This window comes from Pseudochelatococcus sp. B33 (assembly GCF_053570585.1).
Genome location: NZ_JBSEFH010000006.1, coordinates 209794 through 228985 on the forward strand (window position 1 = coordinate 209794; position 19192 = coordinate 228985).

Sequence of the window (19192 nt, forward strand, 5' to 3'; positions counted from 1 at the left end):
CGCGGACCCGAAGCCCGCTGCCTGTGAATACCGTGCAAGAATGATGGGGATTGCGGGGACCATCGTCGATCATAGATATTAAAACAGGAGTGGATCGGGCGACTCTGCGAAACTACCGCCGGTTCATGTCCGTCCGCAGGGTGGAACGACTATCCATGCGCTATCCGCCGTCGCTGCTGGAAGAGATCAAGGCGCGCCTGCCGGTGTCCGCCGTGGTGGGGCGGCGCGTGCGGCTCGTGAAGGCGGGGCGCGAGTGGAAGGGGCTGTCGCCCTTCAACGCCGAGAAGACGCCCTCCTTCTACGTCAACGACCAGAAGGGTTTTTATCATTGCTTCTCCTCCGGCAAGCACGGCGACATTTTTTCCTTTCTGATCGAGACCGAGGGCGTCGCCTTCCCCGAGGCGGTGGAGCGGCTCGCGGCGGAGGCGGGCGTGCCGCTGCCGGTCGCCACGCCGGAGGCTACGCGCGAGGAGGCGCGGCGCAACGACCTCTATGACGTGGTGGAGCTCGCCGCCGCCTTCTTCGAGGCCGTTCTCGCCAGCAACGCCGGGCGCGAGGCGCGCGCCTATCTCGACCGGCGCGGCATCGGCGCGCGCACGCGCCAGCTTTTCCGGCTCGGCTATGCGCCGGACGACCGCTTCGCGCTGCGCGACCATCTCGCCCAGAAGGGCATTGCGCGCGAGGCCATGATCGAGGCGGGACTGCTCGTCGCGCACGAGGACACCGCCGTGCCCTACGACCGGTTCCGCGACCGGGTGATGTTCCCCATCCACGACCGGCGCGGGCGGGTGATCGCCTTCGGCGGGCGCGCCATGAGCGCCGACGTTCCGGCGAAATACCTCAACTCCTCCGAGACGCCGCTCTTCCACAAGGGCCGGGTGCTCTACAACCTGCACAACGCCAGGAAGCCCGCCGCCGACCGGGGCACCGTCATCGCGGTGGAGGGCTACGTCGACGTCATCGCCATGACCATGGCGGGGTTCGCGCACACCGTCGCGCCGCTCGGCACCGCCCTTACCGGCGATCAGGCGACGCTGCTGTGGCGCATGGCCGACGAGCCGATCCTGTGCTTCGACGGCGACGCGGCCGGCCGGCGCGCTGCCTTCCGCGCCATCGACGTGGTGCTGCCGCTGCTCGCGCCCGGCAAATCGGTGCGGTTCGCCCTGCTGCCCGAGGGGCAGGATCCCGACGACCTGTTCCGGACCGGCGGCGCGCAAGCGATCGCGGCGGTGCTCGACAAGGCCCGCCCGCTCTCGGACATGCTGTGGGTGCGCGAAGTCGAGGCAGGCCCGCTCGACACGCCGGAACGACGCGCCGCGCTGGAACGGCGCCTCAACGACAGCGTGGCGCAGATCGCCGACGAGACGCTGCGCCGCCACTACCGGGCCGATGTGCTCAGCCGTCTGCGCGCCCTGCTGCCCGGCGATCGGATGCGTGAGGGCGGGCGGCCGGCGTGGAACGGCCCGATGGGACCGGACAGCCGCGGTTTCCGCGCTGGCGCATTCCAGACAGGCCAGCGGCCCGGCCGGGGTGCGGGCGGCTTCTCCCCGGCGCCGGCCGTTCCGCCGCGCGCGTCGCCGGCGCTCGCGAGCCATCCCCTGTTCGGCCCGGCACGTGGGGAATCGCCGCGTGAGGCGCTGATCGTGCTTGCCCTCGTCGCTCATCCGTCGCTGCTGCATGAATTCGCAGAGGACATCGCGGCGCTCGACTTTTCCGGCCCGCTGGCGCTCGACCTGCGCACGCGGCTGCTCGAACTCGTGGCCGGCGGCGTATCCGACCGGGCGGCCGTCCGCGCGCATCTCGAAAGGGCGGGCCTTGCCGAGAAGGTGGCGCGGCTCGCGCACGTCATGGTGCCGAGCGAACGCTGGATTCTGGTGGCTGACGGCGCGCACGACGACATTCTCGCCGCCATCCGGCAGGCCGTCACCTTGCAAAGGCGCACCCGTACGCTACATACGGAACTCAGGGCCGCCCAGAACGCGCTCGCCGAGGATGACAGCGAGGCGAATCTGGCGTGGCTGATCGACGTTCAGGCACAGGTTACTTCCCTCGACGGGGCGGAAGCGGAAGCGGATCCGCTGCGCCAGGGCGCCGGGGCGGGCGAGCCCCTTGCCTGACACGATGACGGGGCAAGGCGGACGGGGCCGACGCAAGGGGTATCGAATCGTACACCAGGGCGCGCGATGACCGGGAACGGCCGGCGACGGAGATGGACTCGAGAGATGGACTCTTGCGGCATCTGCGGTTATGGCGTTGCAATGGGATAATGGGATTCGGCTGCGATTCTCCGTGGACGATCTCCGTCGGCCGGGGTGCGGGTCCGGGAAGTGCGGTCCCTGCGGGTATGAGTGGAGCAAGGCATGGCGACGAAAACGACTGAACGCGACGACAATCAGGAAGTAGCCGAAGCGTCCGCCGACAGTCCGCTGCTCGACCTCAGCGATGCCGCCGTGCGGCGCATGGTCAAGCTCGCCAAGAAGCGCGGCTATGTCACATATGACGAGTTGAACGAGGTCCTGCCGCCGGAGGAATTCACCTCCGAGCAGATCGAGGACATCCTCTCGCAGTTGAGCGAGATGGGCATCAACGTCATCGAATCCGAGGAAGCCGACGCCGAGAACAGCGAAAGCGGCGAAGGGTCGGACGACGAGGCGGACGGCGGCGATCTTGTCGAGGCGTCCCGCTCCACCCTGCCCGTCAAGGCCGAGAAGTCCAGCGAGCCGACCGAGCGCACCGACGATCCGGTGCGCATGTACCTGCGCGAGATGGGTTCCGTGGAGCTGCTCTCGCGCGAGGGCGAGATCGCCATCGCCAAGCGCATCGAGGCCGGGCGCGAGGCGATGATCGCCGGCCTGTGCGAAAGCCCCCTCACCTTCCAGGCCATCATCATCTGGCGCGACGAGCTGAACGAAGCGAAGGTGCTGCTGCGCGACATCATCGACCTCGAGGCCACCTACGCCGACCCCGAAAGCCGGGGCACGGGCGAAGGCGGCGACGGTGAGAGCGACGGCGAGGAAGACGCTGCGCCCATCGGCGCGTCCGCGCGCGGCGGCGAGGAGGAGTCCGAGGAGCAGGATTCCGGCGGTGAGGGCGAACTCGACGAGGACGACATCGAAAACAACGTGTCGCTCGCGGCGATGGAAGCCGAGCTCAAGCCGCGCGTGCTGGAAACGTTCGACCGCATCGCCGACAACTACAAGAAGCTGCGCCGCCTGCAGGACCAGGACATCGAGAACCGCCTGCAGAACCTCAAGCTGTCGCCGGCGCAGGAGCGCAAGTACCGCAAGCTCAAGGACGACATCATCGTCGACGTGAAGTCGCTGTCGCTCAACCAGAACCGCATCGACGCGCTGGTGGAGCAGCTCTACGACATCAACAAGCGCCTGATCGGCCTCGAAGGCCGCCTGATGCGCCTGTCGGAAAGCTACGGCGTCACCCGCGACGACTTCCTGCGCCAGTATCAGGGCTCGGAACTCGATCCGAAGTGGATCCTGCGCGTCTCCAAGCTCGGCACGCGCGGCTGGAAGGAGTTCGTGGCGAGCGACAAGGACCGCATCCGCGAGCTGAGGCACGAGATCCAGGTGCTCGCGACCGAAACCGGCCTCGAGATCCTCGAATTCCGCAAGATCGTCTCCCTCGTCCAGAAGGGCGAGAAGGAGGCGCGCCAGGCCAAGAAGGAAATGATCGAGGCGAACCTGCGTCTCGTGATCTCCATCGCCAAGAAATACACCAACCGCGGCTTGCAGTTCCTCGATCTCATCCAGGAGGGCAATATCGGCCTGATGAAGGCGGTCGACAAGTTCGAGTACCGGCGCGGCTACAAGTTCTCGACCTATGCCACGTGGTGGATCCGGCAGGCGATCACCCGCTCCATCGCCGATCAGGCAAGAACCATCCGCATCCCGGTTCACATGATCGAGACGATCAACAAGATCGTGCGCACCTCGCGCCAGATGCTGCACGAGATCGGCCGCGAGCCTACCCCCGAGGAGCTCGCGGAAAAGCTCGCCATGCCGCTGGAGAAAGTGCGCAAGGTGCTCAAGATCGCCAAGGAGCCGATCTCGCTGGAGACGCCCATCGGCGACGAGGAGGACAGCCACCTCGGCGATTTCATCGAGGACAAGAACGCCATCCTGCCCATCGATGCGGCGATCCAGTCCAACCTGCGCGAGACCACGACGCGGGTGCTCGCCTCGCTGACCCCGCGCGAGGAGCGGGTGCTGCGCATGCGCTTCGGCATCGGCATGAACACCGACCACACGCTGGAGGAAGTCGGCCAGCAGTTCTCGGTGACGCGCGAACGCATCCGCCAGATCGAGGCCAAGGCGCTGCGCAAGCTCAAGCACCCCTCGCGCTCGCGCAAGCTGCGCAGCTTCCTCGACAACTGACCGGAGGGTTTCACCGCTTCACGGAAGCAGTGAAACCTCTCGCTTCTGTCTTTTGAGCGAATCCTTATCGATCAGATGATTCCATTTGATCGGAACGCGCGCTAAGGCGTCGCGCGGCTTTCAACCGGCATCGCCGTCGAACACGATCTCGACCCCGGCGAGTTCGAGCGTTTCGCTCACCAGCGGCGGCGGCTTGTCGCTGGTGACAAGCACGTCGAGCCGGTCGGCGTCCAGCACGCGCACGATGGCCGGGCGCAGCAGCTTCGCGCTCTCGCCCACCGCGATGACCCGCGCCGCGCGCGCTGCGGCGATGCGCTTCACCGCGACCTTGGCGAGATCGAAATCCATCAGCGCCCCGTCGTCGTCGATGCCCGAAAAGCCGATCACCGCGACGTCGAAGCGGAAGCGGGAGATGGCTTCGCTCGTCCATTCGTCGGTCAGCGCGCCGTCGGGGCCGCGCAGAACGCCGCCGGTGACGAAAACCTGCATGCCCTGCTCGCCGGACAGGATCGTCGCCGCCGCAAGGCTCGACGTGAACACGCGCAGATCGTGGCGTCCGCGCAATTCCCGCGCCACGGCCTCCACCGTGGTGCCGACATCCAGAAATACCGTCTCGTCCGGCCCGATACGCGCCGCCGTGAGACGGGCGACCCGTTCCTTGGCCTCGGCGGCGGTGATGCGTTTCTCCGCATAGCCAAGCCGCACCGTCGCCTCACGCGCCCCCGCGCCGCCATGGAAACGTTGCAGAAGCTGCAGTTCGTCCAGATAGATGATGTCGCGGCGGATGGTCTGGGTCGAGACGTCGAAATGGCGTGCCAGCGCGTCAATCGTGGCGAACCCCTGGTGATGAACGATCGACAGTATCTCTTCCTGACGCGCTGACAGCTCCTGCCTGGTTTCCGCGTGTAGTCGCGCGCCCATTATCCTCTACACTCCATTCTGGCGCATGATCCGGGGAGTGAACACCATTTGCTGGAAAAGATCATGCCTGATCGCGGCTCGCCCGCACATTTATGCCCCATAAATAGTGATGGCGAAAGCGGCCCACGAGGTCCAGCGGCGGTGGACGAAACTGCCATTCTTTCCACAATGTTAACGTTCTGAGCGAAGAAAATGCCTCAGGCGTCGCCGCGCCGGACCCGCCAGAGCAAAATGCACTAAATCTGAATCGCAATTTTGCTCTATCTATTTGTTTTTACATCAAATTTATCCAAAAAAGGGATCCATTTCTGGTTCGGTGCAATAGAGCGCCAGACGTTCCGATGGAATCGGAACGTACGCTTTAGATTTTTGATTTTGCGCAGCTTTTGCCGGCAAAAAGTGCTATCCGCATTTCTGCACGCTGCGCTATGGTTCCACGTCGCGGGGCTGAACCGGTGCGCCGCCCTGGAGCCGCTTCGTTTCGAGGAAGGTCCGCAGCCCGTCTCTCGCCTCCTCGAACGCGCGGGAGCGGACATCGGCGACCTCCCGCGCCTTGCGCGCCTCAATGGCCTGCCTGTTCCCCGCCGTCAGGGGCGCCGCCTCGTCGGGCGCCATGCCCGCCCGCCGTAGCGCTGATCGAGCGGGATCAGCCCGCACAGCAGTAGAATGACACAATAAAAACCAAAAATACATTAATAAATTGACACAATTCAAATATATTTTACGTAAAAATAAATTATTGATTTTAATTATCATAATAAAGATAGTAAATTTATGAAAGAAAATTATTTTATTATCTATACAAATCTGTTCTTTCATATATGCTGCGGACGCAACAATTGTACATTTCTATTTCGCCTCTTGCGCGGCGAGCGACATGGACGCGCCCGCTCCCCATGCTGCCATCGCCCGACGGGCGGGCATGGATGGCCGGGGAGCGGGCGCGGCCGTCTCTGCCGCTGCCGGCTATGCGTTCTGCCGGTAGACGAGCACCGGCACGGTCGAATGGGTGAGCACCTTCACCGTCTCGCTGCCCAGCACGACGGCGGCGACGCCGCGCCGGCCGTGCGAGGCCATGGCGATGAGATCCGCGCCCGTCGTCCCGGCAGCGCCGATGATCGCCTCGTAAGGATAGGCGTGCTCGACCGCGAGCCCGTCGCTCGCGACCCCCGCCGCCTCGGCCTTCGCCTTCGCCTCTGCCAGATAGCGCTGCGCCCGGTCCCGGACCCGGCGTTCGTAATCGTGTGAGGGCTCGGCGATCTGATCGGGATCGATCGAAAACGTGTGGTACGGTTCAATGACGTGAATGAAAGTGACGCTGGCGCCGACCGCCTTCGCCAATTGAAGCGCCTGATCGGCGGCGCTGGCGGACAAGGGCGATCCGTCAATGGGAACAAGTATATTTTTGTACATGGCGCTTTCCTTCCCTCTCGCCCGCTTGCCCGGCCGGGAGCGGACGCCCGGCCGCATGCCATCTGGCTCCATGCCGGTCCGTCCTATATAGTTACCCGCGAAACTATTGCGATGACAATTGTCAATTCCGGCGCGATCAGGGGGCGGCCGGGGCCGGCGTGCCGTCCAGCAGGTGACGCGCCACGCGCGCGATCACTTCGGCGGGGGTGGCGCACACCTCGGCCCCCTCGACGAACGGCGTCTTGCCGAGGGTGAGCACGGGACGGTCGAAGTGCAGGCCATAGGCCATTTCCGTCAGCGTGCCGTAGCCGCCGCCGATCGCCACCAGCGCGACGCTGGCACGCGCCAGAATGGCGTTGCGCACCGGGCCGATGCCCGTGGCGATGGGGATGGCGACATAGGGATTGCCGCTGCGCCATTCCGTATCGGGCAACAGGCCGATGGGGGCGCCGCCAGCTTCGAGATGCCCCTTGCACGCGGCCTCCATCACGCCGCCCATGCCGCCGCAGATCAGCTGCAGGCCGTGTTCGGCGAGCGTCCGCCCCACGGCCTCGGCCAGCGCGCATTCGTCGCCGGAGGCTTCCCGCGGACCGATCACCCCCACCGGCACGCGCCGCGCGCCCGCCGCCGTGAAGATGAGCCGCAGGGCTTGGCCTAGCCCCGCGACCGGCGTCAGGTCGCCGGGAGGCTCGGCCTGCGCCGTCCACCGCAGATGCCACGGATCGAAGCGCTCGACCCCCCGCCGGGCGACGTCGCCGGACCGGAACAGCCGCGAGACGCCGCCGGACCACGCCAGCGGCAAGGAGGGAACATCCCCATCAGTGATCGACATCGTCCGGTTCTGCGTTGTGCCTGCCATCACGCGCCCCTGCATGAGCCTTTATATGCCGTTTATGCAGATATTGTTGCAACCGGTGCGACAGGCGCGTTTCGATGATATAGAGCGCGGGCACGGAATCCGAATCGCATCGCCGCTCCATTTTCCTATCAAAGCACCGCATTCACCCCAAAAGAGCCCATTTCGGGTTCGATGCTGCAGTGGTGCCCGCCGGCACGGGATCGGGACAGGCCGGACATCGACACGGATCAGGAATGCAGGACATGCAGGGCACAGGAGAGACACGCATGACAGAGCGCCCGCTTTTCGTGCCCACGCCCCGGGCCACCAACGTGCTGATCGCCCTTGGCCTCTGCGCGCTGGGCTGGGGCCTTTATGTGCGTTTCCTGCTCGTCGAGATCTCGACCGTGGCGCTGACGTGCCAGGCCGGCCTGCCCACGGCGGGCTGTCAGGTCCGCGCCATCGCGGTGGCGCTGTTCGACAACAACGTCTTCGGCGTGATCGCGCTCGGCGCGGCGGTGCTGCATCTCATCCGGCCGCACGTCGTGCTGCTCGGCGTGGTGCTGCTGGCCGCGGGGCCGGGCATCGTCCTCTACAACACCACGCTGTCGGCGTTCGCGGTGGCGCTCCTCATGCTGGCCTTCGCCCGTCCCGCGCGCGTATCAGACACGCCGCCAGAATGAGGAACAGGCTCCCGAGCCAGAGCGCCTGCCAGTTGCGCACCGTCTCGTTCAGGATGATGTAGACGGCGGATCCCGCAAGCGCCGCGGCGAAGCACGTCTCGGAAAGGCCGCGCCCGCCCGCCGCGCGCTCAAGCCCCTGCCAGCGGCCGGCGAAGGCCGGCCCGACGAAGGCGAAGACCGCGCCGGTCATCGCGGCGAAGGGAAAGCTCAGGTAGCGCGGGTTGAAGACGAGCCCCAGCGCCGGCACCGTCGCGAGCACCGTGAGCACGATCAGCAACCATCCCAGCAGGCGCTCCACGCCTTGCGGAACCGGCGCCGCCCGCCCCGGCAGGGGCTTTCGCGGCGACAGGATCTCGGCGAAGGCGGGCAGGCGCAGCCCGGCCGTCAGCGCCAGCGCGGCGGCGAGGGGCGAGGCCACCGCCACGGCCACCAGCGCGCCCGAGCGCAGCCAGTCCCACCAGTGCAGGCTTTCGAGCGGCAGGTCGGCCACGGCGCGCCCCACGGTGCAGCCGGCTGCGAGCGCCGAGAGGGCGATGAAGGCCCAGACCGGCCAGCCCACGCGCGGCAACGCCGCCGGGCGGCGGCGAAGCCCCGCCGCGGCGGCGGCGGCGATCGCGCCGGTCAGCGCCACCCCGCCGAGCGCGGCCGCGGGCCAGTACGGATGATCGACGACCGGCCGCCCCCAGGCGAACTTGGGCGCGCGGCTGTTCCCGTCGAGGAGGCCCCAGTGCCCGCCGACCGTGCCCTCGAGCTGGCGCTTCCACGGCTGGTCGAAGGCCTCGATGGCGTTGACGCGGTAGTTCTTCTGATGCGCGATGGTCAGGATGTCGTGCAGCGCCCGCGCCTGGGCCGAGGGCGAGGGCAGCGCCCCCTCCCGCATGCGCCCGGCGCTCGGCCAGCCGGTTTCGCCGATGAGGATTTCCTTGCTCGGAAACATCCGCGCCACCTGCTCGCGAATGGAGTCGATGTGACGGCCCGCGTCCTCCGCCGCCACCGGAAAATCCTCCCAGTAGGGCAGGATATGCACGGTGACGAAATCCACGACGTTCTGGAGCTCCTGATGACGCAGCCAGAATTCCCACACGTCCGCATAGGTGACGGGCACATTGACGCGTGCCTTGATGCGGCGGATGGTGGCGGCAATGTCCTGCGACGACATCTCGCCGCGCAGCAGCACCTCGTTGCCGACCACGAGGCCGATGATGACGTCGCTGTGCTGCTGCGCCAGCGTCACGCCCACACCGATTTCCGTCGCGGTGTGCGCTGCGTCGCCGCCGAGCCATATCCCCTGCAGCACCTTGAGGCCATGCCGGCGGGCGATCTCCGGCACGCGGTCGAGGCCGCGCTCGATGGAGTAGGTCCGCACGCAGTCGGTGATCGCGGCGAGGCGGGCGAGATCCTCCTCGATCTGCTGCGGCGTGATCACGGTATCGAAGTCGAGCGGCGACTGCTTCCCCCGGAACGGCGCATACGACACGCATTGCAATTTCTCTCCCGCCACCAGCGGCGACGGCGGCATGGGCACCGGCCGCCCCAGCCAGACCCAGAAGGCGACCACCAGGGCCGACACGGCGATGAACAGTATGACAGGTATGCGCATGAAACGTCCCTTGGTGGCAGGGCATCCTCACAACTCATTCTGGCAATTCAATGAATTGCGAGGCTGCCCCCACCTGTTGGATCGGTGCGTTTTCGCAGGAAGAAGGGCGGCATCGGCCTTCCGTGAAAACGCTGTGGCGGGCATAGCAATAACCGCTCTTCCCGATCCTGCCAATCGCGCGTCCGCGGCCATCCATTCTGCCGCTGGACAATTGCATCGACTTCGGATTACGTACCCCGATCGCAACAGTGTCGCGATGCGGACACTTTGGGGTGAGCACACTTCGGCCGGGAACTCCTCGCCCGGGAGCACTTCGCCGAAGCGTTCTCGGCACCGATGTGTTTTCCGGATGCTCGATCCGTCTTGCTGTCCCACCTGTCTTGCTGTCTTGGGGTTCCATGAATATGCCCGGCCACCGTATCCTTCATGCCCTGTTTTTCGGGGCCTTTGTCGTATGCGCCCCGCTGACGGTAGCGGCCCAGGAGCCGGCGCAGCAGGGGCAGCCCGCCCCCGCGCAGAACGCAGGCGAGGCCCAGGAACAGCCGGACGGCGAGGAAGCCCGGAAGCCCGAGGACTACATCGAGATCCCGGATCTCGCGGAAGGCGCGGGACGGGCGGAATGCGTCTGGTTCGGACGGCGCGCCGTCAACCTGCTGTGGCGCGACGATATCGACACCGCCAAGCGGCACCTGTCGCTCTATGACCGCTTCGAATGCCCGGGCTCCCACGTGCAGCAGGCCTTTCGCTGCATCGTGCGGCAGGGACCGATCGATCCGAAGCAGCCGGAAACGCTCAACGCCAAGGTGAGCGCCTGCTGGCGCGATCCCGATCTGGAACCGCCGCCGCCCCCGGCCCCTGACGCCGAAGACGAAGCCAAGCCGGAAGGCCAGTGACGCCATTTTCAACGGGCATGGCTCATGAAGTGTCGCCCGAATGTCGCCCAAGTCCGTGCGGCGCGGGGCTCGATGCGCCTCGCACGGTCCGCACGGCCCGGCTAACGACCTGGAACACCAGTACAAGACCCGCTGGACGGCATTTCGTTGCCTGACCAAACATTGGTCACTTTTTGCAGGGAAGATAAGACATGAGCGACCACTGCTGCGGTCCCCATGTCATCTGCGGGGAAGTCATCCTACGGGATGAATCCCGCCATGCAGCGGCCGTTTACCATACCGGCAGAAGGAGCGCCGTCAGCACCCCTGCGGCCTCCTGTGGCTGTATACGAAACGGTGGACATCCGCTAAAGGTAAAGAAACCGTAAATCCCATACGAAATCGGACCGGAGAGATATATATTCCGGGAACAATTTCGGGTTATAAGTGATTGTTTTGGGCGGTTGCCATGCCAGACGCGGCACGGCGGGCCGTCGAGGACGATCATAGCGTTTGCTTCCCAGCAACAATGGACGTGATATGCGTGTCGTCGTCACTCTTGTCGTCGCATTAGTCGCTGTTGCCCATGCGGGTTTGTGGGCAGTCTCGCGGGAGAGGACATCGGCCCCCGATGTTCCCATCCAGCTGTCATCCGTTTCCTATGCGCCCTTCGGCAAGGACGCCAATCCCGAGAACGGCGATCTTGCGACGGAAGAACAGATCCGCGCCGACATGAAGGTGTTGGCGCCGTTCACCCGCGCGGTGCGCACCTACGCCTCCACCGGCGGACAGGAGCTGGTCGCGCCGATCGCGGCCGAGTTCGGCCTGAAGACCTCCCTCGGCATCTGGCTCGACAAGAACACCGAGCGCAACGAGGAGGAGATCGCCAACGCCATCGCGGTGACGAAGCGCACCGGCAACATCAGCTCCATCGTCGTCGGCAACGAAACGGTGTTCCGCGATGACGTCGAGGTGCCGGACCTGATCCAGTACATCCAGCGCGTGCGCCGCGAGACGGGGCTGCCGGTGACCACCGGTGATATTCCCTCGGTGTGGTTCGAGCATCCCGAGCTGGTGGCGGCCGTCGACTTCATCGCCGTCCACATCCTGCCCTACTGGGAGGGCGTGCCGGAGGACAAGGCCGTCGAGCAGGCCATCAACGTCTTCAACAAGCTGCGGGAAACCTATCCCGGCAAACATGTGGTCATCGCCGAGTTCGGCTGGCCGAGCGCCGGCTACAACATGAAGATCGCCAACCCCGGCCGCTCCATCCAGGCGCAGGTCATCCGGGAGTTCCTGGCGCGCGCCGAGCAGTTCGGCGCCGACTACAACATCATCGAGGCCATCGACCAGCCGTGGAAGTTCTTTGAAGGCTCCGTCGGCCCCTACTGGGGGCTGTTCGATGCCGACCGCCAGCCGAAGTTCGAGCTGACCGGCGTCATCACCCACACCGACTGGTGGAAGCTCGCGGCCGGCGCGGTGCTCATCGGCTTGGCCCTGTCGCTGCCGATCTTCTCCATCGCCGGGGTGACGCTGCCGCAGACCATCCTGCTCGCCGGCGCCGCGAACATGACCGGCGCGTGGTTCGCCATCGTCATCGAGTACTGGTACATGCACTACTTCACCTGGGGCGGGGCGATGGCGCTCGGCCTCGGGCTGCTGCTGCTGATCCCGCTGGTGATGATCGCACTGAGCCGCATTCAGGAAATCGCGCAGATCGCCTTCGGGCAGGGTCCCGCGCGGCTGCTGACCGGTGGCGCGTCCGGTGGCATGCTTGGTGGCAGCGGGCTTGATGGCGGCGTGCTTGGTGACGGCGTGCTTGGTGACGGCATGCTTGGCCGGGTGCTTGGCGGCGCGACGCCCGCGCCGGATTACGCGCCGAAAGTGTCGATCCACATCCCGGCCTATCGCGAAAATCCGGAGATGCTGAAGGAAACGCTCTCCAGCGTGGCACGCCTCCAGTATCCGAACTTCGAATGCGTGGTCGCCATCAACAACACGCCCGACCCGGCTTTCTGGCAGCCGATCGAAGAGCACTGCCGCGCACTCGGCGAGCGGTTCAAGTTCCTCAACCTGCTCGACGTGAAGGGCTTCAAGGCCGGCGCGCTGCGCGAGGCGCTGAAGCACACCGCGCCCGACGCCGAGATCATCGGCGTGATCGATGCCGACTACGTGGTCGACCCCGCGTGGCTGCGTGACCTCGTGCCCGCCTTCGCCGACCCCGAGGTCGGCATCGTGCAGGCCCCGCAGGACCACCGCGACGGCTCGCAGTCGATCATGCACAACATCATGAACGCGGAATACGCCGGGTTCTTCGACATCGGCATGGTGCAGCGGAACGAGGCCGACGCCATCGTGGTGCACGGCACCATGTGCCTCCTGCGCCGCTCGGCGCTCGAGGCCGCCGGCAACTGGCCGTCGGAGACGATCTGCGAGGATACCGACCTCGGCCTCGGCATCATGGAGCTCGGCTACAAGGCGCGCTACACCAACCGCCGCTACGGCTGGGGCCTGCTGCCGGACACGTTCGAGGCCTTCCGCAAGCAGCGCCACCGCTGGGCCTACGGTGGCGTCCAGATCGTCAAGAAGCACTGGCGGCGCATGCTGCCCGGCAGCCCGGTCCGCCTCACGGCGGAGCAGAAGCGCGAGTTCACCGTAGGCTGGATCAACTGGCTCGGCGCCGAGAGCCTCGGGGTGCTCGTCGCGATCCTGAACCTGCTGTGGGTGCCCATCGTGGTCTTCGCCGGCATCGCCATCCCGGACCGCATCCTGACGCTGCCGATCATCGCGGCCTTCACGGTCTCGCTGCTGCATTTCGCCTGCACCTACGGCCTGCGCGTGCGCATCCCCATCAGCGAGATGGTGGGCGCCGCGATCGCGGCCATGAGCGTGCAGTTCGTGGTGGCGAAGGCGGTCGCGGACGGCGTGGTCAAGGACAACCTGCCCTTCACCGTCACCGCCAAGGGCGGCAAGAAGAAGAAGGGCACCTACTTCACCGCGTTCTGGGAAGCGGTGCTCGGCGGGTTGCTCGTCGCGTCGGCGGGGCTGGTGTTCTTCACCAACGTCAACGACGTGCGCGAGATCAACATCTACGCGCTCGTGCTCGTGGTGCAGAGCCTGCCGTTCCTCGCGGCGACGGGCATCGCGCTGCTGGAGGGATCGCGCTTCAACGAGTTCTCCTACTGGGCAAGCCTGCGCGTGCGCCTCGCGGGCGCCCTGCCCCGCCGGGCGCGCCCGGCGGTGGCGCCCGCGCCCATCAATCCGGGCCGGCACCCGACCCCGGTGCAATAAGGACCACACTGTAAGGACCGGTTGAACCCGCGAGGACGACGGGCGAATGCAGGACGGAGCCTTCAGCGGCGCCTAGATGGGGGAGAAACCGGAATGCTTCGGAATATAGCTCAGACCGCCATTCAAAGGATCAAGGAAAACACCGGAATGCTCCAGAATACAGCTCAGACCGCCATGCAAAATCAGCGGCCGGTTGATGGCATGATGCTGGAACAATCGGCCGCCATCTGGTGCTTCCTTCTTGAGCAGCAGCACGCCACATGGTCGTGGGAAGGTCTGGGACCAGGTGGTTATCTCGAAATCGGCACGTTCAAAGGCAAAGCGGCAAGCGTGCTCGCTACGTATAGTCATGCTTATGGAAATCCGCTGACGATCGTGGACCCCGAAATCATGCCGACGGCGCGGCAGACGATCAGCGCCTTGCAGCCCAAGACGCACTTTCTGCAAATTCGGTCCGAGTTTCTTCCCAAGACGGCGTTTTACAAGGACAACCTGCGCAACCTGGCCTTTGCCCATATCGACGGCATGCACCGCTTCTCCGCGGTGATGAGCGATCTGCGCCTTTGCGAAGACATGCTCTCCGACTTCGGCATCATATCCGTCGACGACTTCCACACCGACCTTTATCCGCAAATACCGGCCGCCGTCTATCGGCACCTGTTCTCAGGCCCGAGCGATCTCAGCATCTTCCTGATCGGCTTCAATAAAGCTTACCTGTGCCGCAACGTTGCGAAAAAAAACTTCATGCAGATGGTCAAAGAAAATGCGCAAGGGGCCTGCTCGAAACTCCTCGGCGAAAAGCTGACAATCGTCAAAACAGACCGCAATGACGGCTTTGATGCCTATACGTTGGTGGGCTGGCAGGGCGAACCGACGTTCGGCAACGAACTCTAGACAGAAGACAATAATATTATGAAACCATATTGGCTTCTGCTTCTGTGCAGTGTGCTTGCCGCGTGCAATGCAGACCGGCCCGAGGATGGATCTGTCGTCTCTGACGAAGGCGCAATATAGGGCTTTTCAATGGGCCCATCCGTCCCACGCTGACCACACGAAGGCCGATAACTCGGGCTGATAAACTGGATCGAATAACCTGGATCGAAACTTGCCAAACGGCAGATCAATTCACCCGGTCGACGCCGTGAATGGCGGGAGTGACGGGGCTCGAACCCGCGACCTCCGGCGTGACAGGCCGGCGCTCTAACCAACTGAGCTACACCCCCGAAGCGGCTTCGAATCCCGTCCGCTGCGGTGGTTGTGAATTACCCGGCGCGCCGGGGAGTGTCAAGCATCCTTCATAAATAAATGACGCCGGTTTTTTCGGCCTGTGTGTAACTCGCTGGACAGGCGGCGCCTGCCCTTCTCACCGCCCCACGCCGCCGCTCGACTGGCGGATGATGGGCAGGTCGAGGTCGCGGATTTTCTTGCGCAGGGTGTTGCGGTTGACGCCGAGCAGTTCCGCCGCGCGGATCTGGTTGCCATTGGTGACATTGAGCACCGCGGTGAGCAGCGGCGCCTCCACCTCGCGCAATATCCGGTGATAGAGCCCCGGCGGCGGCAGCGCTCCGCCGAGCGAGGTGAAGTATTGCTTGAGATACCGCTCCACCGCCTGGGGCAACGGCACCGAATCGGCGGGCAGCGCCTCGCGCGCCGGCTGCGCCGTGGTGGGGGCGGCCGAGAGGTCCAGCTCCGCGTCGATGATCGGCGCGGTGATGGTCTCCTGCGCGTAGAGCGCCGTGAGACGGCGCACGAGGTTTTCGAGCTCGCGCACGTTGCCCGGCCAGCGGTAGCGGATGAGCCTGTCCATGGCGGCGGCGTCGATCTGCTTGGGCGCCAGCCCCTCGCGCGTCGCCCGGGCCAGGAAGTGGCGCACGAGGTCGGGCACGTCCTCCGAGCGCTCGCGCAGCGGCGGCAGGCGCAGCGGCACGACGTTGAGCCTGAAGAACAGATCCTCGCGGAACTGCCCCTGCTCGATGGACTGGCGCAGGTCCTTGTTGGTGGCGGCGATGATGCGCACGTTGGTACGGATCGACGTCTTGCCGCCGACCGAGGCGTATTCGCCCTGCTGCAGCACGCGCAGCAGGCGCGTCTGGGCCTCCATCGGCATGTCGCCGATCTCGTCGAGGAACAGCGTGCCGCCTTCCGCCTGCTCGAAGCGGCCGGGCGAGCGCGAATGCGCGCCGGTGAACGCCCCCTTCTCGTGGCCGAACAGCTCGGATTCGATCAGGTCGCGCGGGATCGCCGCCATGTTGACCGCGACGAACGGCCCGCCGCGCCGCTTGCCGTAATCGTGCAGGGCCCGGGCGACGAGCTCCTTGCCGGTGCCGGACTCGCCCGAGATCATCACGGTCAGGTCCGTCGACATGAGCCGCGCCATGGCCCGGTAGATGTCCTGCATGGCGGGCGAGCGGCCGATGAGCGGGATTTCCTCGACCTCGTCGCCGGCGCCCACGCCCACGCCGCGCGGACGCGACAGCGCCCGGCCGACGATGGTGACGAGCTCCTTCAGGTCAAAGGGCTTGGGCAGGTATTCGTAGGCGCCGCGCTCGGAGGCGCGGATGGCGGTCATGAACGTGTTCTGGGCGCTCATGACGATCACCGGCAGGTCTGGTCTCAACTTGCGGATGCGGGGCAGGAGATCGAAGGCGTTCTCATCCGGCATGACGACGTCCGTGACGATGAGATCGCCGTCGCCCTGCGATACCCAGTTCCACAGCGTGCCGGCATGGCCCGTGGTGCGGATGTCATAGCCCGCCCGCGTCAGGGCCTGGGCAAGAACTGTACGTATCGAGGCATCGTCGTCTGCTACGAGAATCGTTGCGCGACCCATCTATTATGACTCCGTCCCTTGCTTCCTCTCCCCCGTGGCGTCGGGCTCCGGCGCCCCGCGCGAGGCCACGATGGGCATCAACACCCGAAACGTGGTGCGGCGCGCGACGCTGTCGCATTCGATGATCCCGCCGTGCTCGCCCACGATCTTGGCAACCAATGCAAGACCGAGGCCAGTTCCGCCGGCCTTCGTCGTCACGAATGGATCGAACAGGTGCGGCAGCACGTCCGCGGGCACGCCGGGGCCATTGTCGCGCACGCTGATTTCGAGCGGAAGACGCACGCGCTCGCGGCCCGGAACCTGCATCTGCACGCCGGGGCGATAGGCGGTGGTGAGCACGATCTCGCCTTCCGAGGCCCTCTCTTCCCCGCCCCCCTGGCCGGGGTCGCCGCCGATGGCTTCCGCCGCGTTCTTGACCAGGTTCAGGAACACCTGGATCAACTGGTCGCGGTTGCCGTGGACCGGCGGCAGCGAGGGATCGTAGTTCTCGACGAAGCGGATATGGCGCGCAAAGCCGGACTGGGCAAGGCGGCGCACATGATCGAGCACGTCGTGGATGTTGACCGGCCCGCGCGCCATCGGCCGCCCCTCGCCCAGCGTCTCCATGCGCTCCACCAGCTTGACGATGCGGTCGGTCTCGTCGCAGATGAGGCGGGTGAGCACCCGGTCGTCCTCGGGTACGGACGCCTCCAGCAATTGCGCCGCCCCGCGAATGCCCGACAGCGGGTTCTTGATTTCGTGCGCCAGCATCGCGCCGAGCGCCGTTAACGAGCGCGCTGCCGTGCGATGCGTCAACTGTCTGCCCATTTTTTCGGCATTTGTCCGTTCCTGCAGCAACAGCACGACGGATCCGTCTGCAAGCGGTGCGGCGAAGGCATCCACGATGCGCTCCTCCTGCAGGCGGGTCAGGGCCAGGTTCACCCGGTAGCCGCTCATGCCCGCGCCGCTCTCGCGCACTTCCTCCACCATGGCGAGCACGGGGGAGCCGAGGGGCATCAGATCGGTCAGCCGCTGGCGGCGCAGCACCCGCAGGCTGAGGTCGAAGAAGGCTTCCGCCGCCGCATTGGCATAGACAACGCCACCATTCGCTGCCACCGCCAGCACCGGCAGCGGCAGGATGGCGAGAATGCCCGCCTCCTCAAGCGGCAAGGGACGCGTCGACATCACTGTAGAGCTTTCGCAGAATGAGGATGACTTCACCCGGATCCTCGCTCACCACGATGCGCGCGCGCAAGCGCGCGCCCTCGCCCGGCGCATCGCCGTCGGCCAGTGCATCGTCGGCATAGGCGGCGAGATGTTTCCGCGCATGGCGGATGCCCATGCGCAAGCCGTAGGTGGCGAGCAGCGTCTCGTAATGGACGACCGCGCCCTCCAGCCGCCGCCGGCGCGACGGCACGGCCACAGCCTCGCCGTCGAGCGCGCGGGCGATCGCCCCCACGCACCACGGCCGGCCAAGCGCGGCGCGCCCGACCATCACCGCATCCGCTCCCGACATCGTGAGCGCCGCCCGCGCGTCCCCGGGCGAGGTGATGTCGCCGTTGACGACGAGCGGCACGCCCGGGATCGCCGCGCGCACGGCCGCGACCGCCCGCCAGTCGGCCCGGCCCTTGTAGAACTGCTGGCGCGTGCGCCCGTGCACGGTGACCATGCGCACGCCGGAGGCCACGGCGCGGCGGGCGAGTTCGGGCGCGTTGAGCGACGCATCGTCCCAGCCGAGCCGCATCTTGAGCGTCACCGGCACGTCGACCGCCGCCACCGTCGCCTCGACGAGGGCCACGGCGTGGTCGAGATCGCGCATCAGCGCCGAGCCGGACCAGCCGCCCGTCACGCGTTTCGCCGGGCAGCCCATGTTGATGTCCACGATCTGCGCCCCGGCGGCCTCGGCCACGCGCGCGCCCTCGGCCATCCAGCGCGGATCGCAGCCGGCGAGCTGCACCACATGCGGCGCGACGCCCTCGCCCTCCGCGCGCGTCCGCGCCTCCTCGTCGCCCAGAGCGAGATCGTCGGACGCCACCATCTCCGACACCACGAGCGATGCGCCAAAACGCATGGCGAGCCGGCGCATGCCGATGTCGGTGATGCCCGACATCGGCGCCAGGAACGCCCGCCCGCCGAGCGCCACCGGCCCCACCATGAGGGCGGGCGCGCCGGTGCGGTTCATTGTGCTGTCATTATTCGTCATCGCAGTGCAGGAGAACAACCATTTGCCTTTCAACGCAACAAATTTCGCAACGCAACAAACTCCGCGCCGCCGTTCCGTTGCCCGCCATCCGGCCGGAGGCGGGCGCATCGGTTGCGCCGCGCGCGCGGCTCGCCTACAAAACCGCAAGCAGCTCCGCCAGCAATTCGCGGCAGC

The 19192-nt window shown here is 66.1% G+C and carries 14 protein-coding genes and 1 tRNA gene; 6 read left to right on the forward strand and 9 right to left on the reverse strand.

Going from position 1 to position 19192, the window contains the following annotated elements; genetic code table 11:
• Nucleotides 1–155: 155 nt before the first annotated feature.
• Nucleotides 156–2117: a DNA primase gene (gene dnaG, locus ACUSIJ_RS08645; RefSeq protein WP_449307971.1), complete on the forward strand. Its 1962-nt coding sequence runs from the start codon at nucleotides 156–158 to the stop codon at nucleotides 2115–2117.
• A 243-nt stretch (nucleotides 2118–2360) separates the two neighbouring features.
• Entirely contained in the window at nucleotides 2361–4388 is a 2028-nt protein-coding gene (gene rpoD, locus ACUSIJ_RS08650) for an RNA polymerase sigma factor RpoD (protein ID WP_449307972.1), read from the forward strand.
• A gap of 120 nt (nucleotides 4389–4508) precedes the next feature.
• On the opposite strand, the gene ACUSIJ_RS08655 is transcribed toward rpoD, so the two are convergent.
• The 4 genes from ACUSIJ_RS08655 to ACUSIJ_RS08670 all read right to left on the reverse strand — a co-directional run bounded on the left by ACUSIJ_RS08655 (nucleotide 4509) and on the right by ACUSIJ_RS08670 (nucleotide 7581).
• Nucleotides 4509–5309, reverse strand: a complete 801-nt coding sequence (locus tag ACUSIJ_RS08655) for a DeoR/GlpR family DNA-binding transcription regulator (protein WP_449307973.1) — start codon at nucleotides 5307–5309, stop codon at nucleotides 4509–4511.
• Between the two features lie 426 nt (nucleotides 5310–5735).
• Nucleotides 5736–5924 carry a hypothetical protein gene (locus tag ACUSIJ_RS08660; RefSeq protein WP_449307974.1) on the reverse strand — a complete coding sequence of 63 codons (189 nt, stop codon included), beginning with the start codon at nucleotides 5922–5924 and terminating at the stop codon, nucleotides 5736–5738.
• Nucleotides 5925–6275: 351 nt separating this feature from the next.
• Entirely contained in the window at nucleotides 6276–6722 is a 447-nt protein-coding gene (locus ACUSIJ_RS08665; RefSeq protein ID WP_449307975.1) for a universal stress protein, read from the reverse strand.
• Between the two features lie 136 nt (nucleotides 6723–6858).
• Nucleotides 6859–7581, reverse strand: a complete 723-nt coding sequence (locus ACUSIJ_RS08670; RefSeq protein WP_449307976.1) for a TIGR00725 family protein — start codon at nucleotides 7579–7581, stop codon at nucleotides 6859–6861.
• Between the two features lie 266 nt (nucleotides 7582–7847).
• On the opposite strand from ACUSIJ_RS08670, the gene ACUSIJ_RS08675 reads away from it, so the two are divergent.
• Entirely contained in the window at nucleotides 7848–8243 is a 396-nt protein-coding gene (locus ACUSIJ_RS08675) for a hypothetical protein (RefSeq protein ID WP_449307977.1), read from the forward strand.
• Here ACUSIJ_RS08675 and ACUSIJ_RS08680 read toward each other — a convergent pair.
• Nucleotides 8191–9843 carry a glycoside hydrolase family 17 protein gene (locus ACUSIJ_RS08680; protein ID WP_449307978.1) on the reverse strand — a complete coding sequence of 551 codons (1653 nt, stop codon included), beginning with the start codon at nucleotides 9841–9843 and terminating at the stop codon, nucleotides 8191–8193. The genes ACUSIJ_RS08675 and ACUSIJ_RS08680 overlap by 53 nt on opposite strands.
• A 404-nt stretch (nucleotides 9844–10247) precedes the next feature.
• On the opposite strand from ACUSIJ_RS08680, the gene ACUSIJ_RS08685 reads away from it, so the two are divergent.
• From ACUSIJ_RS08685 to ACUSIJ_RS08695, 3 genes are all read left to right on the forward strand, one after another.
• On the forward strand, nucleotides 10248–10736 hold the full coding sequence (locus ACUSIJ_RS08685) for a hypothetical protein (protein ID WP_449307979.1): 489 nt from the start codon (nucleotides 10248–10250) through the stop codon (nucleotides 10734–10736).
• 519 nt (nucleotides 10737–11255) lie between these two features.
• Nucleotides 11256–14006 (forward strand): glycosyltransferase family 2 protein, encoded by a 2751-nt coding sequence (locus tag ACUSIJ_RS08690; RefSeq protein WP_449307980.1) that lies wholly within the window; start codon nucleotides 11256–11258, stop codon nucleotides 14004–14006.
• Between the two features lie 93 nt (nucleotides 14007–14099).
• Nucleotides 14100–14900 carry a class I SAM-dependent methyltransferase gene (locus ACUSIJ_RS08695; RefSeq protein WP_449307981.1) on the forward strand — a complete coding sequence of 267 codons (801 nt, stop codon included), beginning with the start codon at nucleotides 14100–14102 and terminating at the stop codon, nucleotides 14898–14900.
• A 252-nt stretch (nucleotides 14901–15152) separates the two neighbouring features.
• Here the strand turns inward: ACUSIJ_RS08695 and ACUSIJ_RS08700 are convergent.
• From ACUSIJ_RS08700 to dusB, 4 genes are all read right to left on the reverse strand, one after another.
• A tRNA-Asp gene (locus tag ACUSIJ_RS08700) sits at nucleotides 15153–15229 on the reverse strand.
• Between the two features lie 140 nt (nucleotides 15230–15369).
• On the reverse strand, nucleotides 15370–16836 hold the full coding sequence (ntrC, locus tag ACUSIJ_RS08705; RefSeq protein WP_449307982.1) for a nitrogen regulation protein NR(I): 1467 nt from the start codon (nucleotides 16834–16836) through the stop codon (nucleotides 15370–15372).
• Nucleotides 16837–16839: 3 nt separating this feature from the next.
• Nucleotides 16840–18000 carry a two-component system sensor histidine kinase NtrB gene (locus ACUSIJ_RS08710; protein ID WP_449307983.1) on the reverse strand — a complete coding sequence of 387 codons (1161 nt, stop codon included), beginning with the start codon at nucleotides 17998–18000 and terminating at the stop codon, nucleotides 16840–16842.
• Nucleotides 17975–18997, reverse strand: coding sequence for a tRNA dihydrouridine synthase DusB (dusB, locus tag ACUSIJ_RS08715; protein WP_449307984.1), 1023 nt, complete (start codon nucleotides 18995–18997; stop codon nucleotides 17975–17977). The genes ACUSIJ_RS08710 and dusB overlap by 26 nt, the downstream gene beginning before the upstream one ends.
• Nucleotides 18998–19192 lie beyond the last annotated feature (195 nt).